The following is a 15586-nucleotide window of genomic DNA, read 5'->3' as shown; positions in this document are numbered from 1 at the left end:
CCGGGTCTCCGGGCGCGGCGGTTTCGCAATTGCAGGACGTGCAGGCGTGCCAGAACGCGTTCTCGCTGCCGAAGGGCTGGCAGGTCCAGGGCGCCGGCGAACAGCGCTGGCTGCTGAAGGGCACCGGCGAGCGCCCGCTGCAGGTCACGCTGCAGTGCATTACCGAGCTGCTACACGGGCCGGATGATCCGGTGCTGACGCCAGTACTGGGCGCGCTGGAGCCCGCACGGATGAGCGTACGCTGGGCGTCCTGGGGCGCTGCGGATTCGGGCGCTTCGATGGCGGCGCTGCAACGGCGCATCGTGCCCGGCACCGAAGTGCAGGAAATCGCCGAGCTGCCGCGCGCCGATCGCGCCAACCCCAACGCACCGCATGGCCTGCTGATGCTGCGCTGGGACGAGGAAGACACCTCACATATTCAACAACGCGAGGCGTTCATCGCCACGCTGACGCAGAGCCTTGAAGCGCCGGGCGCTGCGAAAAACACCACTGGAACGGCACCATGACCAACATCCATAACGACAAGATCCTCATCCTCGATTTCGGCGCGCAGTACACGCAGCTGATCGCCCGCCGCATCCGCGAGCTGGGCGTCTACTGCGAAATCTGGGCGTGGGACCACAATCCGGCCGAGATCGCCGCGTTTGGCGCCAAGGGCATCATCCTGTCCGGTGGCCCGGAATCGACCACGCTGCCGGGCGCCCCGGCCGCGCCGCAGGAAGTGTTCGACAGCGGCCTGCCGATCTTCGGCATCTGCTACGGCATGCAGACCCTGGCCGCGCAGCTGGGCGGTGCTACCGAAGCGGCGGATCAGCGCGAGTTCGGCCACGCCGAAGTGAACGTCATCAACCCCGATGCACTGTTCAAGGGCCTTAGCGACCACGGCGGCGAGCCGAAGCTGAATGTCTGGATGAGCCACGGCGACCACGTCTCCGTTGCGCCGCCGGGCTTCACCATCACCGCCACCACCGACCGCATTCCGGTGGCTGCCATGGCCAACGAAGAAAAGCGCTGGTACGGCGTGCAGTTCCACCCGGAAGTGACCCACACCCTGCAGGGGCAGGCGCTGTTGCGCCGCTTCGTGGTGGACGTGTGCGGCTGCCAGACCCTGTGGACCGCCGCCAACATCATCGACGACCAGATCGCCCGCGTGCGCGAACAGGTGGGCGATGACGAAGTGATCCTGGGCCTGTCCGGCGGCGTCGATTCGTCCGTCGTGGCCGCGCTGCTGCACAAGGCCATCGGCGAAAAGCTGACCTGCGTGTTCGTGGATACCGGCCTGCTGCGTTGGCAGGAAGGCGACCAGGTGATGGCGATGTTTGCCGAGCACATGGGCGTAAAGGTGGTGCGCGTGAATGCCGCCGACCGCTACTTCGCCGCGCTGGAAGGCGTGAGCGACCCGGAAGCCAAGCGCAAGATCATCGGCAACCTGTTCGTTGAGATCTTCGACGAAGAGTCGAACAAGCTGAAGAACGCCAAGTGGCTGGCGCAGGGCACCATCTACCCGGACGTGATCGAGTCGGCCGGCAGCAAGACCGGCAAGGCGCATGTGATCAAGAGCCACCACAACGTGGGCGGCCTGCCGGAGCACATGAAGCTGGGCCTGGTGGAGCCGCTGCGCGAGCTGTTCAAGGACGAAGTGCGTCGCCTGGGTGTTGAGCTGGGCCTGCCGCGCACCATGGTCTACCGCCATCCGTTCCCGGGCCCGGGCCTGGGCGTGCGTATCCTGGGCGAAGTGAAGCGCGAATACGCCGAGCTGCTGGCCAAGGCCGATGCCATCTTCATCGATGAGCTGCGCAAGGCGGATCTGTACGACAAGACCAGCCAGGCGTTTGCCGTGTTCCTGCCGGTGAAGTCGGTGGGCGTGGTGGGCGATGCGCGCGCTTATGAGTGGGTGATTGCGCTGCGTGCGGTGGAGACGATTGACTTCATGACCGCGCATTGGGCGCATCTGCCGTATGAGTTCCTGGGGACGGTGAGCAACCGGATCATCAATGAGTTGCGGGGGGTGTCGCGGGTTGTTTATGACATCTCGGGGAAGCCGCCGGCTACTATTGAGTGGGAGTGATTGGGCGTCTGGCATCGACTGGCACCAAGTAGCACCAGAACACACCTAAACCCGCGTAAATGCGGGTTTTTTTGTGATTTCGTCCGGCACCGACTGGCAATATTTGGCATCGCCAAGCACTACTTTTTCATGGCATGATGGATGGCATTGAGTGCTTCGATGCCATGAGGTTCCATCAATACCATGCAGCCGTCTTTCTGGTTGTCATGGTATTGATCTGACGTAATTCAATGATTTAATTGAGTTTTTACGACAGGATGGACTAACTCTAGATCATGGTATTTGAGCCGAACCAGGGCGAGAACCATGCTGACCGATACCAAGCTGCGTAACCTCAAGCCGAGGGACAAGCTCTACAAGGAAAACGACCGCGACGGCCTCTATGTGGCCGTCACGCCTGCCGGGGCGATCTCGTTCCGCTACAACTACTCGATCCACGGCCGACAGGAGACCATCACCTTCGGCCGCTACGGTGTCGGCGGCATCACCCTTGCGGAAGCCCGTGAGCGGCTGGGCGAGGCCAAGAAGATGATCGCGGCCGGAAAGTCGCCGGCCAAGGAAAAGGCGCGTGACAAGGCCCGCGTCAAGGACGCGGAGACGTTCGGGGCCTGGGCGGAAAAGTGGCTGCGTGGCTACCAGATGGCCGATTCCACCCGTGACATGCGCCGCTCCGTTTACGAGCGCGAGCTGAAGCCGAAATTCGGCAATCAGAAGCTGGCGGAGATCACCCACGAGGACTTGCGCGCGCTGACCGATGCCATCGTGGAGCGCGGCGCACCGGCAACCGCAGTGCATGTCCGCGAGGTGGTGTTACAGGTTTTTCGCTGGGCCATCGAGCGCGGCCAGAAGGTCGAGAACCCGGCAGAGCTGGTGCGCCCGACGAGCATCGCCAAGTTCGAGCCGCGCGACCGTGCGCTGACGCCCGACGAGATCGGCCTGATGTATCAGTACATGGAGCGCATCGGCACGACGCCATCTATCCGGGCGGCGGCCAAGCTGTTGCTGCTGACGATGGTGCGTAAGAGCGAGCTGACCAACGCGACCTGGAGCGAGATCAATTTCAGCGACGCGCTTTGGACGATCCCGAAGGAGCGGATGAAGCGGCGCAATCCCCACCTGGTGTTTCTGTCCCGCCAGGCGTTGGACATCTTCATTGCCTTGAAAACCTTTGCCGGTGGATCGGACTATGTGTTGCCGTCACGGTATGACTCGGACTTGCCCATGAGCAGCGCCACACTCAACCAGGTGCTGACGCTGACGTATCGGTTAGCGCAGAAGGAAGGGAAGTCGCTCGCCAAGTTTGGGCCACATGACTTGCGGCGAACGGCCAGCACGTTGCTGCACGAAGCTGGCTACAACACCGATTGGATCGAGAAGTGCCTTGCCCACGAACAGAAGGGCGTCAGAGCCGTCTACAACAAGGCCGAGTACCGCGAGCAGCGGACGGCGATGTTGCAGGACTGGGCGGACATGATCGACGAATGGACACAGAAGCGGGCGAAGGCGTAAGCCAGAGGATGGCAGTTCGCTAGCGTTGCCCGAGCATCGAGGCGTCGCCTCGTGCTTCATTGACACTTGAGGGGCGCAGCGTTTTAGCCGCTAAAAAGCGGCGACAGAACCGCCTACCACTGGAGATGGAGTGAATCCGGGGCGCATGGCCTGAGTACCCGACGCCTTGCGCGCCTCAATCCACTCCTCGACTTCGGCCAAGTCCCAGGCGACGTTTCGGCTGGTGAGTGCGATCCGGCGCGGAAACTCCCCGCGCTGCTCCATGTTGAAAATCGTGCGCTCAGACAGCGGGATCATCGCCAGCAGTTTCTTGCGATTGATGAGCGTCTTACTTGTCGTTGCCTGCATCCCCTGGCCTCTTTCAGTCACTTGCGAACATGTGCCTGATGATGCTCGGTAACGCTGGTCAGATCGACCGAATGATTGTTCACTTTGGTTGACAGCGCCGGAGGTCAAGCAATGGGCGCTTCTATCGCCTCTTTAGGTGAAGCGTTGAAGGGATCGACGCCAGCGCCTTAAGAGCCTTAGAGATTGCTTGGCGCGTCAGCGGCCGTTGATCTCTACTTGAAAGGTGCTCTGCAATCTCTGACTGATTGAGCCCGGAAAAATGGAGCATCAAAATTCTTTTCTTGGCGTCCGACAGCTTCGAGTCCACCATCAACCGTGCCAGGTTGCGTAGCTCAGCCATGTCAGCAGGCTGCAAGGTCTGACCTAGCATGTAGTGAAAGAAGTAGTTATCAACCAGTTTGTCGCCAGACGCCGCCGCATGGGGTTTGGATCGCTTCGCGCATTGCTGGCTAAGTCTGGCCAATTCGAGATCGAACTGCGCGATGGATCGTTTTGCTTGCCGATAGGCAGGGTTCCCTGCACCATTCGGCAACTTGGGCTGATGAGCCACGCAGTACTGGTCGCTCAATCGAAGTGTGTCATCGGCCCCGCGCAACTGAGCCCCATCGCCTGCAAACGAAGTAAGCGCGGTAAGCGCTCCGCAGAACCGACAGAACCCTTGTCGGCGTTTTCCATTTAAGCCGCGTGCTTTGCGATCCGAGCCGCGCAATGGCGACTCCATCGGTTGCTTACAGGCGCAGGCCCATATCAGTTCAAACAGCGATTCGAGCGTTGCTGTAAATCGTTTGTCCCTTGCGCTGGTGCGGTCCTCTTGGCGGATGAACCTCCGCAGCAACTCCCGTTGCAGTGGCACCATCGCATCAAATCCGATCAATCGAATGATCCCGCTCAGGCCCACCCCTGTCCCAGCTCCGGGGATGTGGCCCAAGTAGCGTAGAGGGAGCTTCGCCGAAAACGTGGCCACAGCGGGGTCGATCAGCTCTTCTATCAACCGAACGATCGGGTGCTGCCGCGATGATGCGGAGTAAGGCTGCCACCGATCATGGAACTGCTTGATGGCTTCCGCGACGGTGGGATCGCAGCCCTCGGAAATGATGGTGGTTGGCGCTTTTTTCATGTCAACCATTTTGGACAACTAACCGGGCGTTGGCAACTCCAATAAAGCCTAACCTTCGTTGCAATTCAGTTGATAACGGAGGTTTACGCAATGACGATAGAAGACACGCTGCTGCAACGCTTCGGCCCGCTGCTGAGCATCGCACAGCTCGCCACTGTCCTGGATCGATCACCGGATGGACTGCGGATCAGCCTGCGCGCGACGAACGCTTGGACGCAGCGGATCAACAAGGCCCGCTTGAAGATCGGCCGGCGGGTCTACTTCCGAACCTCGCAGATCGCCGAGGTGTTGAGTGACGAGTCCCTGTACGGAACGGGGAACTGAGGAATGGCGATTGATGTATTGGCGGCGTTCGAGCACGAACCGCCGGTGCTGGACTTCATATGGCCCGGCTTCCTTGCGGGCACTGTCGGCGCGCTCGTCGCTCCAGGAGCCACGGGTAAGAGCTTCTGGGCGCTGGAAGCAGCCATGAGCATCGCATGTAGCGTCGCGGGTGGCGACCTCGTTGGCCTTGCTCCCGCGCACACCGGGCGTGTGGTCTATCTGGCCGGGGAAGACCCTCCGCCGGCGCTGGTGCGGCGTATTCACGCCATCGGTCAGCACCTCGGGCACGCCGTCCGCCAGGCCATCGCAGAGAACCTCGCGCTTGAGCCGATCATGGGCAGACGCCTGAACGTCATGGACGATGCCCACTTGCGCCGCGTCATCGAGTACAGCGCCGGGGCGCGGCTGATCGTGCTGGACACCCTGAGCCGCATTCATGCCCTCGATGAGAACAGTAACGGCAACATGGCCCACCTCGTGGCCGTGCTGGAGCACGTTGCGGCCACCACGGGCGCATCCGTGCTCTACCTGCACCACGTCAGCAAGGGAAGCGCCCGCGAAGGGCAGACCGACCAGCAGCAGGCCGCACGTGGCGCGTCCGCGCTGATCGACAACGCCAGGTGGTGCGGTTACGTCGCCCGCATGACCGAGGACGAAGCAAAGCGCTTCAGCGACCGCGCCCATGACCGGCAGCCCATTGGCAATGAGCGCCGCAGCTACTTCGTGCGTTTCGGCGTCAGCAAGCAGAACTACGACGCCACGCCGCTTGATCGCTGGTACATGCGACATGCGGGCGGCGTTCTGGTGCCGGTGGAGTTGCACGAGGTCAGCAGGAATGAGGAGAAGGGACGCGACGGCCGGAGGCGAGGCGATGGCTTTTAACCTTACCCATGCCAGGCACGATCCGATGCACTGCTTGGTTCCCGGCTTGTTCCGCAGCCTCAAGCGGGGTGAACGGAAGAAGCTCAAGCTCGATGTGACGTATCACTACGCCGAGAATGAGCAAGCGCGGTTCGTCGGCTTCGAGCCTCTTGGCGCTGATGACATGCGGCTTCTGCAAGGTCTTGTGGCTCTTGGCGGGCCGAAGGGCATCATCCTGACGCCAGAGCCATCAGCGGATTTGCCGAAGCAGCTCCGTCTATTTCTTGAACCAAAGTTCGATGCGGCAGGGCAGGATGCGCTTGTCGTGCGCGAGAGCATGACCAGTCTGCTAGGCGAAATCGGCTTGACCGATGGCGGCGACAACATCAGGGCGATCAAGGCGTGTTTGCTGCGCATGACAAACGTGACAGTGATGGTCACCAAGGGGATCAAGCACAGATCTTTTCACCTGATGAGCCATGCCTTCGATGAGGGGGATGGACGGCTATTCGTCGCGCTAAATCCTCAGATTACGGAGGCGATTCTTGGGAGGCGACCGTATACCCGCATCGACATGGCCGAGGTACGGGCGTTACAAACCGACCCGGCCCGCTTGATTCACCAGCGTCTATGCGGCTGGATCGACCCGGGCAAGGCCGGTCGTGTGGAACTGGATACCCTTTCTGGTTACGTCTGGCCGGACGAGGCGAACGCCGAGGCCATGAAGAAGCGCCGCCAGAAGGCCCGCAAGGCTCTGGCCGAGCTTGCCGCCGTGGGTTGGAAGGTGAGCGAGTATGCGGAAGGGAAGTGGGAAATTGGTAGGCCAAAGCCCGTAGTAACGTTCCCCAATCTCCGTAGCAACGTTCCCCTTCACCCGTAGCAACGTTCCCCGCCAAAAACTGGAAAACACAGCAACGGCGCGGGCTTGCGGCTGGTTCGAAAATTCCATCCATGATCTTCCAAGATCATCCACTAGGCGCGGCACTTGCCGCCGCCCTGTAGGCGACGCCAAGCCCTTGCCGATGGGGCAAGCCTTCGGCCTTTAAGTTTTACGCCAGAAGGTGGTCAGCTCCGACCACTCTTTTTAGCGGCTAAAGCGCTGCGCCCCTCAAGTGTCAATGACTGGCGTTGTATGTTGTATGTTGTAGCGCGCTACAACATACAACAGTGCCATTCGTTGCCCGGCCGCGACATGAGGCTGGCCCATTTCTCGTGCGCCGGCCGAGCTGCAGCATCGTCATTTTTGGCGAGGCTGGCCACCATCACCGTTTCCGACGCCGATCCTCATTTCTGACGATTGCGGCCGAGCTGTCTGTTGACACTTGAGGGGCCACGATGGGAGGCCCCCTGAGCCTACTCCCTCTTGGCGTTTAACTGCTCCGGTATTGCTGAATGGCCTGCCATCGCTGTTTCGGTCGGTCATGCCTTTGCCATCGATCATGCGTCAACCATTTTGGACAATTATTCGGCTTTTGTGCGGGTCGGAACTCCGTAACCTTCGGAGTAGTTCAGTTGATAACGGAGGTTTACGGACATGGCGACGACAGAAAGCAGCTATCCCGATGAGTTGGCCGCACGGCTCGCTCTTCAACAGCAGACCTCGCAAATAAAGCGCAGGGACTACCTGGCCGCTTTCATGGCGGCACGCGCGGACGTGAAGGAAGCGATGGAGGCCGGCTACGCGCTCAAGATCATCTGGGAGTACATGCGCGAAACCGGCCGTATCCCTTTTCGATATGAGACGTTCCTGAAATACGTTCGCCAGCACATCACCAATGCGCCGCCTGGCTCCTTTAGCCAGACCAGAGCGAAGTGAGGAAAGCCACGTGCTCAATCGCTGCAAGTGCGCGGCTGAAACACTGCTATTGGTTGTTGGATCGCTGTAACCGCACGGACATGGGCAATTTCCGTTGGTTTTCGCGCTGCTGGCGCGCTGTTGCGAATCAATGGTGCGGTTACAGCGCGAAATTCGATGAGTCATTCGATGCAAAAACAACGCCGTAAGGCGGGCAGGATAGGTGAAGTAGGCCCACCCGCAAGCGGGTTGTCCTTCTTCACTTCCCCTTATTCGCGCCGGGGGCGCTCAACGGGGCATCCTGCTCTGCGAGGCTGCCGGCTACCGCCGGTTGGAGAACGAATGGACGACGAGAAGAGGGTCACGCGGAAGAACAGTCCGCCCATCAAGGTGTACTGCCTTCCCGAAGAGCGCGAGCTGATCGAGGAGAACGCCAAGAGGGCGGGGATTAGCGTGGCGCGCTACCTGCGCGACGTAGGGCAGGGCTACCAGGTCAAGGGAGTCATGGACTACCACTACGTGCGCGAGCTGGTGCGCGTGAATGGTGATCTTGGCCGCCTGGGCGGATTGCTCAAGCTCTGGCTGACCGACGATCCACGCACTGCCCGTTTCGGCGATGCAACGATCCTCGCCCTGTTGGCTCGGATCGAAGCTACCCAGGACGAAATGAGCCGGCTTATGAGGTCGGTGGTGCAGCCGAAGGCAAAGCCTTGAGCGTTTTAGCGGCTAAAAAAAATCTGATGCGCAGTGTCATGATCGAACGATAGGGGGTATAGACGCATCGATACGCAATGACACCGTGACATAAACCAAAAAGGCCGGGCTTCGGTGTCGCCCTGGTCAAGTACCGATTAGCTACGTGGCGCAGCTACTCGATGACCCTGAATGCCACTTTCAGAAAGGGTTATCGACATGAAGAAGCATCGTTTTTTAGCGGCTAAAACCGCGCTCGCTGCCGTCCTGACCGGCAGCATCATCATCACCCCGGCGCAGGCAGGCATCCCCGTCATCGACGGCGGCAACCTGGTGCAAAACGTCATGACGGCCATCGAGTCGGTGGCGCAGACGCTCAAGCAGATTGAGCAGTACCAGACCCAGTTGCAGCAGTATGAAAACATGCTGCAAAACACGGTGGCCCCGGCCGCTTATATCTGGGATCAGGCGCAGTCCACCATCAACGGGCTGATGAACGCCGTCAACACACTGGACTACTACAGGAATCAGCTGGGCAGCGTCGATGCGTACCTGGGCAAGTTCCAGGACGTGGCCTATTACCGTGGTTCGCCGTGCTTCTCGGCCGCCGGGTGCTCGGATGCCGAGCGCGCCGCGATGGAGAAAAACCGCAGCCTGGCGAGCGAGAGTCAGAAGAAGGCGAACGACGCGCTTTTCAAGGGCCTGGAGCAACAGCAGCGCAACCTTACCGCTGACGCTCGCCAGCTCGAACGGCTCCAGTCGGCAGCGCAGGGTGCAACCGGCCAAATGCAGGCCATCGGCTTCGCCAATCAGCTCGCCGCCAACCAGGCAAACCAGCTCCTGCAAATCCGTGGCCTGCTGATCGCGCAGCAGAACGCCGCGACGGCCAGGATGCAGGCGCAGGCCGACCTAGAGGCGCAACAGCAGGCCGCCGGCGCGACTTCCCGAGAGTCCAGGATCGAGCGCACGGCCAGCCCGAAGAACTGGCTCGAACTGACCCGCTGACGGAGGCCCTGCACCATGAAGAAAACGATGATGCTTGCCGGCCTCGTGGTGGTGGTGGCTGGCTGCGACAACAAGCCGGCCATCCCGCCCATGCCCGAGGTCAATGACATCAATTGCCAGATCGAGGCGATCAAGAAGATCGAGGACAGGGCCACGCGCGAAAAATTCGCCGGGCTGTGCTCGCGCCGGTCGCCGGCCAGCGGCGGCATCGCTCCGACCGAGAAGCCCATGAACTGGCTCGAACTGGCCGACCCGAAAGACCAGAAGGGGGCGAAGTCATGAAAGCACTGCACAAGGCGGCGCTGATCGGCGTCATTCTCGCGCTTTACTCCACCGCTGCATCGGCCCAGCTCACCAACCAGGGGATGCTTGACCAGGTGGTGACGGAGTTCGCCACGCGGGCCACGTCCTGGCAGACGGTGGTGATGAATGCCGCGATGTTCCTGTTCTGGACGTTGGGCACGATCTCGCTGGTTTTCACCTTCGGCTTCATGGCGCTGCGTAAGGCCGACATTGGCGAGTTCTTCGCCGAGTTCATCCGCTTCATTCTGTTCTTCGGCTTTTTCCTCTGGCTGCTGCGCAATGGCCCCGCCTTCGCCAACTCGATCATCCAGTCACTGGCCCGGATCGGTGAGCAGGCATCCGGGGTGGCATCGGTGACACCCTCGGGCATCGTGGATATCGGCTTCATGATCTTGAAGCAGGCATTCACAAACTCGTCGATCTGGTCGCCCGTGGATAGCTTCATCGGCGTGGCCTTGAGCGTCGGCATCCTGATCCTGCTGGCAGTTGTCGCCGTGAATATGCTGCTGCTGCTCGTCTCGGGCTGGCTGTTGATGTACGCCGGCATCTTCTTCCTCGGCTTCGGCGGCTCGCGTTGGACGTCCGACATGGCGATCAACTACTACAAGACCGTGCTGGGCGTGGCCGTGCAGATCATGACGATGGTGCTCCTGGTCGGCATCGGGAACGACCTGCTTTCCAGTTTCTACGCCAGGATGAACACCGGTACGCTGAACTTTGAGGAGCTGGGCGTGATGCTGGTTTTCTGCGTGGCGCTGCTCATGCTGGTCAATCGTGTTCCCCCTCTGGTCGCCGGCATCATTACCGGCTCGGGTATTGGTGGCGCGGGTGGCATCGGCAACTTCGGCGCAGGCGCTGCCATCGGTGCAGCTATGGGTGCGGCGAGCATGGCTGCCGGTGCGGCAAGCGTGGCCGGTGCGGCCGTGATGGGGGGTGCAGCTTCGGCCGCTGGCGGCATGTCGGCGGTCAAGGCAGCGTTCGAGAAAGCGGGGTCGAGCGCCGGCGGCGAGTCAGGCGGAATGCCCATGCTCGGCGGCGGCTCCGACTCCGGCAGTGATGCCGGCTCGTTTGCGCAGGCTGCTGGCTTTGGTGGCGGTTCAAGCTCAGGTGCGGGCACCACTACACCACTTGCACAGGCCGCCGGTTTCGGCAGCAGCGCGGGCAGCGGTGCCAGCGGCTCGGGTGGTCGCAATGGGCAGCAGTCCGGTAAATCGGATGGAGGTTCCAGCTCGAAGGGTGGTAACGAGGCCGGCAACACGAAAGCCCAGCAAGGCGGCCAGCAGGCCGCACCAAGCAGCACCGGCCCCGGCTTGTTGGCATCGGCCGCTGCGGCGCTCGGTACGGCTGGCCGGGTCACGGCCGACGCTGGCGCGAACCTGGTGCAAGGCGTTGGCGAGGTTGCCAAGGCCAAGGCCGCCAGCATCCGCGATGCCGCTGTCGAACGCATCGCAGACACCACCGGCGGGAAGATCGCGGCGGCTATCAGGGCGAGCGCGGAGAGCGACCAGGCCGCCGCTGTCGAGTCGGTGCCGACATTCGGCGGAAACAACCTTGCAGGGGCCGATTCGGCCGCTGCCGATCCTGATGATGAAGTGACCGCGTTCGCCAACCGCGATCACGGTAAATCGGAGGCGTGACTATGAAACGTAGTGGCTTTTTCGACTGCCTGACGCTCGACCAGGCGCAGCAGCCCGCGGTGGAATTTGAACAGCCTGGCGATCAATCAACCGAGCTTGATGCAGCGGCGGAAGTGACGGCCTTCGTTGATCGTCCTGCCCCGTCTGCCTTCGAGATCACCAGGCCGGCCGCCAGGCCATCGAGCAACAGCTACAGCGGCAGCAACAGGAACACGCCGCTGGCCGAGGCCGCCGGCATCTACAGCAGCGGACAGCGATAAAGCGCGCCGGCCGGCGTGGGGCCGGCCGACACTTCCACAACCCACCTACCACAGAGGTGAATCATGGCAACCTTGAATCCTACCCATGCAACGCAGGCAGTGCAGCACGCAGCTATGCAGCTCGCGTCCCTTGACTGGCTCGACCAGGACGCGGCGCGGCAGCTCTCACCGATGGCTGAGGCCGTCGCCAATATGTTCATGGTGCTGTACTACCAGGCCGAGACGGGCCAGGCGACGCGGGACGATTTCCGCGAGGCCCTGGATGCCGTGCGGCAGTCTCTCGCCGCATAGACGCGCACCAAGAACAGCAAGGGCGGCCACTGGCCGCCCTTGTCGTTTCCGGGCCTGCATCGTCAGAAGCGACGATGCGCGACTGCGTGCTCGAGCATCGCCAGATCGGGCGATGACGGCCGCCCTGTACTTCTTCCTTGGCGTGGATCTCGCATCGTCATTTCCGGCGATGAGATCCACCTGCAGCACCGCCAGAAATGGCGATGCTGGCCAGCTTCGCTATTTGATGCCGTGCATGGCCCGCGCACGTGCCGCAATTTCGCGGGCGTGCTCGATGTAGGCCGGGTCGGCAGTAGCTTCGGCGTCGGCCAGGAACGCGGCCACGGCTTCGGCCGTGGTCAGCGCCTCGGCGGGGCCGTAGGGCGTCAGCAGCTCGCGGCCCACAGCCGGCGCATCCAGCCATTCCCGTTCCTGTGCGGCTAGCTCGGCCGAAGAGTCGCATTGGGCCGGCAGCTCATCGAGCGTGTGGCGCACCAGGTCAGCCGAGACGGCGCGGGCCGGGTCGGCCTTCAATGCGTCATGGGTCGGGCCGGCTTTCTCGTGCAACCAGTTTTCCAGGTTCTCCGGCGTGTCGTCGGCTTTCAGATCAGCCAGCAGCTCATCGACCGAGCCGAACCGCCCGGCAACGCGGCCGGCGCGGCTGTCTGCAATCGCTTCCTCAGTTTCTTTCTTGCCCATGTTCAACCTCGTTCGTATCAGCGAAGCAACAGGGTTGGGATGCGCGAGGAACGCAGCAGATCGGTGGTCTTGCTGCCGAACAACAGGCTGCGCAGCGGAGAGTGGCCGAATGCGCCCATGATGAGCATGTCGATGGACTGTTCTTTCACCGTCTTGGCAATGATGCTTTCTGCGTCACCGGGAATCAGCGATGCAGTCACATCGAAGCCAGCCGTTTCCAAAGTGGTCTTGGCCCAGTCAAGCTGCTTGGGGGCATCTTGGCTTTCCTTGCCAGACATCAGCAGGGTGATCGGCAGACCCCGGAACAAGGGACTGCCAGCCACCATTTCCACGCCTCTGCGGGTCACGTTGCCGCCATCGAAGGCGATCATCACGCGCTGCGGCTCTTTGAAGCCTTCGGTCACGGTCAGGATGGGCTTGTGCAGGGCGCGCACTACACGCTCAACATTGCGGCCCAGGTCACGCTGCGTCGTTTCGGCAGCTTCGCCATGGCGACCCAAGACCAAGAGGCGCACGCCTTCTTCCTGCTCTGCCAAGGTCTCTTCCAGTTCGCCGTGGCGTTGCCGCACATCGACCTGTTCGGCCTCGGCAGCAATGGCCCGCTCCCGCAGGTGGTTCAGGAAGAGGCGACCTTGCTCCCGTGCGTTCTTGGTGCGGATCTCGTCTTCAGCGGAGAGCTTGGACAATAAATTCTCTTGGGCGTCGATGCCGATAGCGCCGCTATGGTCTTCGCCCGATGCCTGTTCGGGATGACGGTCGATGACGTGCAGGAACTCCAGCGGCGCATCCATGCGGCGGGCAGCCCATGCGGCGTAGTCGGCCACGTATTCGGCGAAGTGGGATTGATCCACGCAGGCCAGTACTTTGTTTTCGTTCTTCATGATTCTGTCTCCTTTCAGTGGCCCATCAACATGTCTTCGGCACCGTCTTTGTCATGCACGGCGAATTTGTCCACCATCGTGGAGCTGGCCTCGTTCAAACCGATAACTTCCACCTCGGTGGCCTCGCGGCGGAACTTGATAACCACTTTGTCCAAGGCGCTGACAGCGGTGATGTCCCAGAAGTGAGCGCGGCTCACGTCGATACGTACCTTCTCGATGACTTCCCTGTAATCGAAGGCGTTGATGAAGCGATCCGCCGAAGCAAAGAACACTTGGCCGGTGATGGTGTAGGTGCGCACACGACCTTCGTTCTCGGTGCGTGAGGTCACGCGCAGAATCTGCCCCACCTTGTGGGCAAAGAAGAAGCCGGAGAGCAGGACGCCGATCAGCACGCCTTTGGCCAGGTCATGCGTGCCGACCGTCACCACGACGGTGGCCAGCATTACCACGCTGGAGCTTTTGGGGTGTTCGCGCAGGTTGCGAATCGAGCCCCAGTTGAAGGTGCCGATGGACACCATGATCATCACCGCGACCAGCGCGGCCATTGGAATACGGGCCACCCAGTCACCGATGAAGACGACCATCAGCAGCAGGAACACGCCAGCAGCCAGTGTTGAAAGGCGGCCACGGCCTCCGGATTTCACGTTGATGACCGACTGACCGATCATGGCGCAGCCCGCCATGCCACCGAGGAAACCAGAGGCGATGTTGGCAACACCTTGGCCCACGCATTCTCGGTTCTTGTTGCTGTTGGAGTCGGTCAGGTCATCAACGATGGAGGCCGTCATCATGGATTCCAGCAGGCCCACCACGGCCAGCGTGGCCGACACCGGGAAGATGATCGTCAGCGTTTCCAGATTCAGTGGCACATCAGGCAGCAAGAATAGCGGCAGGCTGTCGGGCAGTTGGCCCATGTCGCCTACGGTGCGGATGTCGAGACCAAGGAAGATCGCCACGGCAGTCAGCACGACAATGGCGACCAGCGGCGATGGCACGGCTTTGGTGATGTAGGGGAAGCCGTAGATGATGCCCAGCCCGGCCGCCGTCATGGCGTAGACGTGCCATGTCACGTTGGTGAGTTCCGGCAACTGGGCCATGAAGATCAGGATGGCCAGCGCATTGACGAAGCCGGTGATGACGGAGCGCGAGACGAAGCGCATCAGCGCGCCGAGCTTGAGCCAGCCTGCGAGGATTTGCAGCACCCCAGTCAAAACGGTGGCGGCCAGCAGGTATTGCAGGCCATGATCTTTGACCAGTGTGACCATGAGCAGCGCCATTGCGCCTGTGGCAGCAGACACCATGCCGGGGCGACCGCCCGTAAAGGCAATGACAGTGGCGATACAGAACGAGGCGTAAAGCCCGACCTTCGGATCGACGCCCGCGATTATCGAAAACGCGATGGCTTCGGGGATCAGTGCCAGTGCGACGACGATGCCCGCTAGTAGGTCGTTTCGGACATTGGATAGCCAGTCCTGGCGTAAGGATTTCATCATTTTTCTATTCCGTTGTGGGTGCCAGCCAGTGGTGGCAGTCGGGCGAACGCAAATGCGTCTTCCCGGCCAGCGGAATAGAGAACGAACCCCGAATGATCCGGGGCCAGCAAGACGCAGTGAATCGGACGTGCAGCCTCGTGCGAGCGTGGTGAGTGATTGAAGCTGGCTCGCAGCGAGAAAGAGGCTTACACGGGTCTGAACTCCGATAGTTGCTTGCTGGTTCTTTGGGGAGATGCGATTTTATCGCGGTTGCGGCGGTGCAGCAAGAAAAAATGTCAGCTTGACCTACCCTAATCTGGCGTCAGGCAAGCCAATGGGGTCGC

The 15586-nt window shown here is 61.4% G+C and carries 18 protein-coding genes; 13 read left to right on the top strand and 5 right to left on the bottom strand.

Annotated features, from left to right (window positions below):
* Positions 1–29: 29 nt before the first annotated feature.
* From N5J73_RS16715 to N5J73_RS16705, 3 genes are all read left to right on the top strand, one after another.
* Entirely contained in the window at positions 30–506 is a 477-nt protein-coding gene (locus N5J73_RS16715) for a hypothetical protein (protein ID WP_049447876.1), read from the top strand.
* Positions 503–2068 carry a glutamine-hydrolyzing GMP synthase gene (gene guaA, locus N5J73_RS16710; protein WP_005413109.1) on the top strand — a complete coding sequence of 522 codons (1566 nt, stop codon included), beginning with the start codon at positions 503–505 and terminating at the stop codon, positions 2066–2068. The genes N5J73_RS16715 and guaA overlap by 4 nt, the downstream gene beginning before the upstream one ends.
* A 306-nt stretch (positions 2069–2374) precedes the next feature.
* The gene (locus N5J73_RS16705; RefSeq protein WP_180738479.1) at positions 2375–3577 is read left to right on the top strand and encodes a site-specific integrase; all 1203 of its coding nucleotides are present in this window, start codon (positions 2375–2377) and stop codon (positions 3575–3577) included.
* Between the two features lie 90 nt (positions 3578–3667).
* On the opposite strand, the gene N5J73_RS16700 is transcribed toward N5J73_RS16705, so the two are convergent.
* Both N5J73_RS16700 and N5J73_RS16695 read right to left on the bottom strand, forming a co-directional pair.
* Positions 3668–3925: an AlpA family phage regulatory protein gene (locus tag N5J73_RS16700; RefSeq protein ID WP_180738478.1), complete on the bottom strand. Its 258-nt coding sequence runs from the start codon at positions 3923–3925 to the stop codon at positions 3668–3670.
* A 121-nt stretch (positions 3926–4046) separates the two neighbouring features.
* Complete coding sequence (locus tag N5J73_RS16695) at positions 4047–5051, bottom strand: LuxR family transcriptional regulator (RefSeq protein ID WP_180738477.1); 1005 nt, start codon at positions 5049–5051, stop codon at positions 4047–4049.
* 81 nt (positions 5052–5132) lie between these two features.
* Here N5J73_RS16695 and N5J73_RS16690 point away from each other — a divergent pair, with 81 nt between their 5' ends.
* The 10 genes from N5J73_RS16690 to N5J73_RS16645 all read left to right on the top strand — a co-directional run bounded on the left by N5J73_RS16690 (position 5133) and on the right by N5J73_RS16645 (position 12211).
* Positions 5133–5366 (top strand): DNA-binding protein, encoded by a 234-nt coding sequence (locus tag N5J73_RS16690; protein ID WP_180738476.1) that lies wholly within the window; start codon positions 5133–5135, stop codon positions 5364–5366.
* A 3-nt stretch (positions 5367–5369) separates the two neighbouring features.
* Positions 5370–6248, top strand: coding sequence for a helicase RepA family protein (locus tag N5J73_RS16685; RefSeq protein WP_279941211.1), 879 nt, complete (start codon positions 5370–5372; stop codon positions 6246–6248).
* Positions 6238–7107, top strand: a complete 870-nt coding sequence (gene repC / locus N5J73_RS16680; protein WP_180738474.1) for a replication protein C, IncQ-type — start codon at positions 6238–6240, stop codon at positions 7105–7107. The genes N5J73_RS16685 and repC overlap by 11 nt, the downstream gene beginning before the upstream one ends.
* Positions 7108–7761: 654 nt before the next feature.
* Positions 7762–8043, top strand: coding sequence for a TraK family protein (locus tag N5J73_RS16675; protein ID WP_180738473.1), 282 nt, complete (start codon positions 7762–7764; stop codon positions 8041–8043).
* Positions 8044–8364: 321 nt separating this feature from the next.
* Positions 8365–8736: a conjugal transfer transcriptional regulator TraJ gene (traJ, locus tag N5J73_RS16670; protein WP_180738472.1), complete on the top strand. Its 372-nt coding sequence runs from the start codon at positions 8365–8367 to the stop codon at positions 8734–8736.
* Between the two features lie 198 nt (positions 8737–8934).
* A complete protein-coding gene (gene trbJ, locus N5J73_RS16665; RefSeq protein ID WP_180738471.1) occupies positions 8935–9720 on the top strand; it encodes a P-type conjugative transfer protein TrbJ in 786 nt (261 codons plus the stop codon).
* Between the two features lie 15 nt (positions 9721–9735).
* A complete protein-coding gene (gene trbK / locus N5J73_RS16660) occupies positions 9736–10002 on the top strand; it encodes an entry exclusion lipoprotein TrbK (protein WP_279941210.1) in 267 nt (88 codons plus the stop codon).
* On the top strand, positions 9999–11660 hold the full coding sequence (gene trbL / locus N5J73_RS16655; RefSeq protein WP_180738469.1) for a P-type conjugative transfer protein TrbL: 1662 nt from the start codon (positions 9999–10001) through the stop codon (positions 11658–11660). The genes trbK and trbL overlap by 4 nt, the downstream gene beginning before the upstream one ends.
* A gap of 2 nt (positions 11661–11662) precedes the next feature.
* Positions 11663–11920, top strand: a complete 258-nt coding sequence (locus N5J73_RS16650; protein ID WP_023596211.1) for a hypothetical protein — start codon at positions 11663–11665, stop codon at positions 11918–11920.
* Between the two features lie 63 nt (positions 11921–11983).
* Positions 11984–12211, top strand: coding sequence for a type I toxin-antitoxin system ptaRNA1 family toxin (locus N5J73_RS16645; RefSeq protein ID WP_180738468.1), 228 nt, complete (start codon positions 11984–11986; stop codon positions 12209–12211).
* A 219-nt stretch (positions 12212–12430) separates the two neighbouring features.
* On the opposite strand, the gene N5J73_RS16640 is transcribed toward N5J73_RS16645, so the two are convergent.
* From N5J73_RS16640 to N5J73_RS16630, 3 genes are all read right to left on the bottom strand, one after another.
* The gene (locus N5J73_RS16640; RefSeq protein WP_180738481.1) at positions 12431–12796 is read right to left on the bottom strand and encodes a transcriptional regulator; all 366 of its coding nucleotides are present in this window, start codon (positions 12794–12796) and stop codon (positions 12431–12433) included.
* Between the two features lie 110 nt (positions 12797–12906).
* Entirely contained in the window at positions 12907–13770 is an 864-nt protein-coding gene (locus tag N5J73_RS16635; RefSeq protein WP_279941208.1) for a universal stress protein, read from the bottom strand.
* 14 nt (positions 13771–13784) lie between these two features.
* Positions 13785–15263 carry a SulP family inorganic anion transporter gene (locus N5J73_RS16630; protein ID WP_279941207.1) on the bottom strand — a complete coding sequence of 493 codons (1479 nt, stop codon included), beginning with the start codon at positions 15261–15263 and terminating at the stop codon, positions 13785–13787.
* Positions 15264–15586: the final 323 nt, after the last annotated feature.

Origin of the sequence: Stenotrophomonas sp. GD03654, assembly GCF_029845105.1 — a bacterium.
Taxonomy (GTDB): domain Bacteria; phylum Pseudomonadota; class Gammaproteobacteria; order Xanthomonadales; family Xanthomonadaceae; genus Stenotrophomonas; species Stenotrophomonas africana.
Note: the sequence above shows the minus strand (reverse complement) of the source record. Positions and strands in the feature narration are given on the sequence as shown.

Coding starts and splice junctions, on each gene's coding strand:
- guaA (WP_005413109.1), top strand. CDS start 503: ATGACCAACATCCATAACGACAAGATCCTCATCCTCGATTTCGGCGCG.
- N5J73_RS16705 (WP_180738479.1), top strand. CDS start 2,375: ATGCTGACCGATACCAAGCTGCGTAACCTCAAGCCGAGGGACAAGCTC.
- N5J73_RS16700 (WP_180738478.1), bottom strand. CDS start 3,925: ATGCAGGCAACGACAAGTAAGACGCTCATCAATCGCAAGAAACTGCTG.
- N5J73_RS16695 (WP_180738477.1), bottom strand. CDS start 5,051: ATGGTTGACATGAAAAAAGCGCCAACCACCATCATTTCCGAGGGCTGC.
- N5J73_RS16690 (WP_180738476.1), top strand. CDS start 5,133: ATGACGATAGAAGACACGCTGCTGCAACGCTTCGGCCCGCTGCTGAGC.
- N5J73_RS16685 (WP_279941211.1), top strand. CDS start 5,370: ATGGCGATTGATGTATTGGCGGCGTTCGAGCACGAACCGCCGGTGCTG.
- repC (WP_180738474.1), top strand. CDS start 6,238: ATGGCTTTTAACCTTACCCATGCCAGGCACGATCCGATGCACTGCTTG.
- N5J73_RS16675 (WP_180738473.1), top strand. CDS start 7,762: ATGGCGACGACAGAAAGCAGCTATCCCGATGAGTTGGCCGCACGGCTC.
- traJ (WP_180738472.1), top strand. CDS start 8,365: ATGGACGACGAGAAGAGGGTCACGCGGAAGAACAGTCCGCCCATCAAG.
- trbJ (WP_180738471.1), top strand. CDS start 8,935: ATGAAGAAGCATCGTTTTTTAGCGGCTAAAACCGCGCTCGCTGCCGTC.
- trbK (WP_279941210.1), top strand. CDS start 9,736: ATGAAGAAAACGATGATGCTTGCCGGCCTCGTGGTGGTGGTGGCTGGC.
- trbL (WP_180738469.1), top strand. CDS start 9,999: ATGAAAGCACTGCACAAGGCGGCGCTGATCGGCGTCATTCTCGCGCTT.
- N5J73_RS16650 (WP_023596211.1), top strand. CDS start 11,663: ATGAAACGTAGTGGCTTTTTCGACTGCCTGACGCTCGACCAGGCGCAG.
- N5J73_RS16645 (WP_180738468.1), top strand. CDS start 11,984: ATGGCAACCTTGAATCCTACCCATGCAACGCAGGCAGTGCAGCACGCA.
- N5J73_RS16635 (WP_279941208.1), bottom strand. CDS start 13,770: ATGAAGAACGAAAACAAAGTACTGGCCTGCGTGGATCAATCCCACTTC.
- N5J73_RS16630 (WP_279941207.1), bottom strand. CDS start 15,263: ATGATGAAATCCTTACGCCAGGACTGGCTATCCAATGTCCGAAACGAC.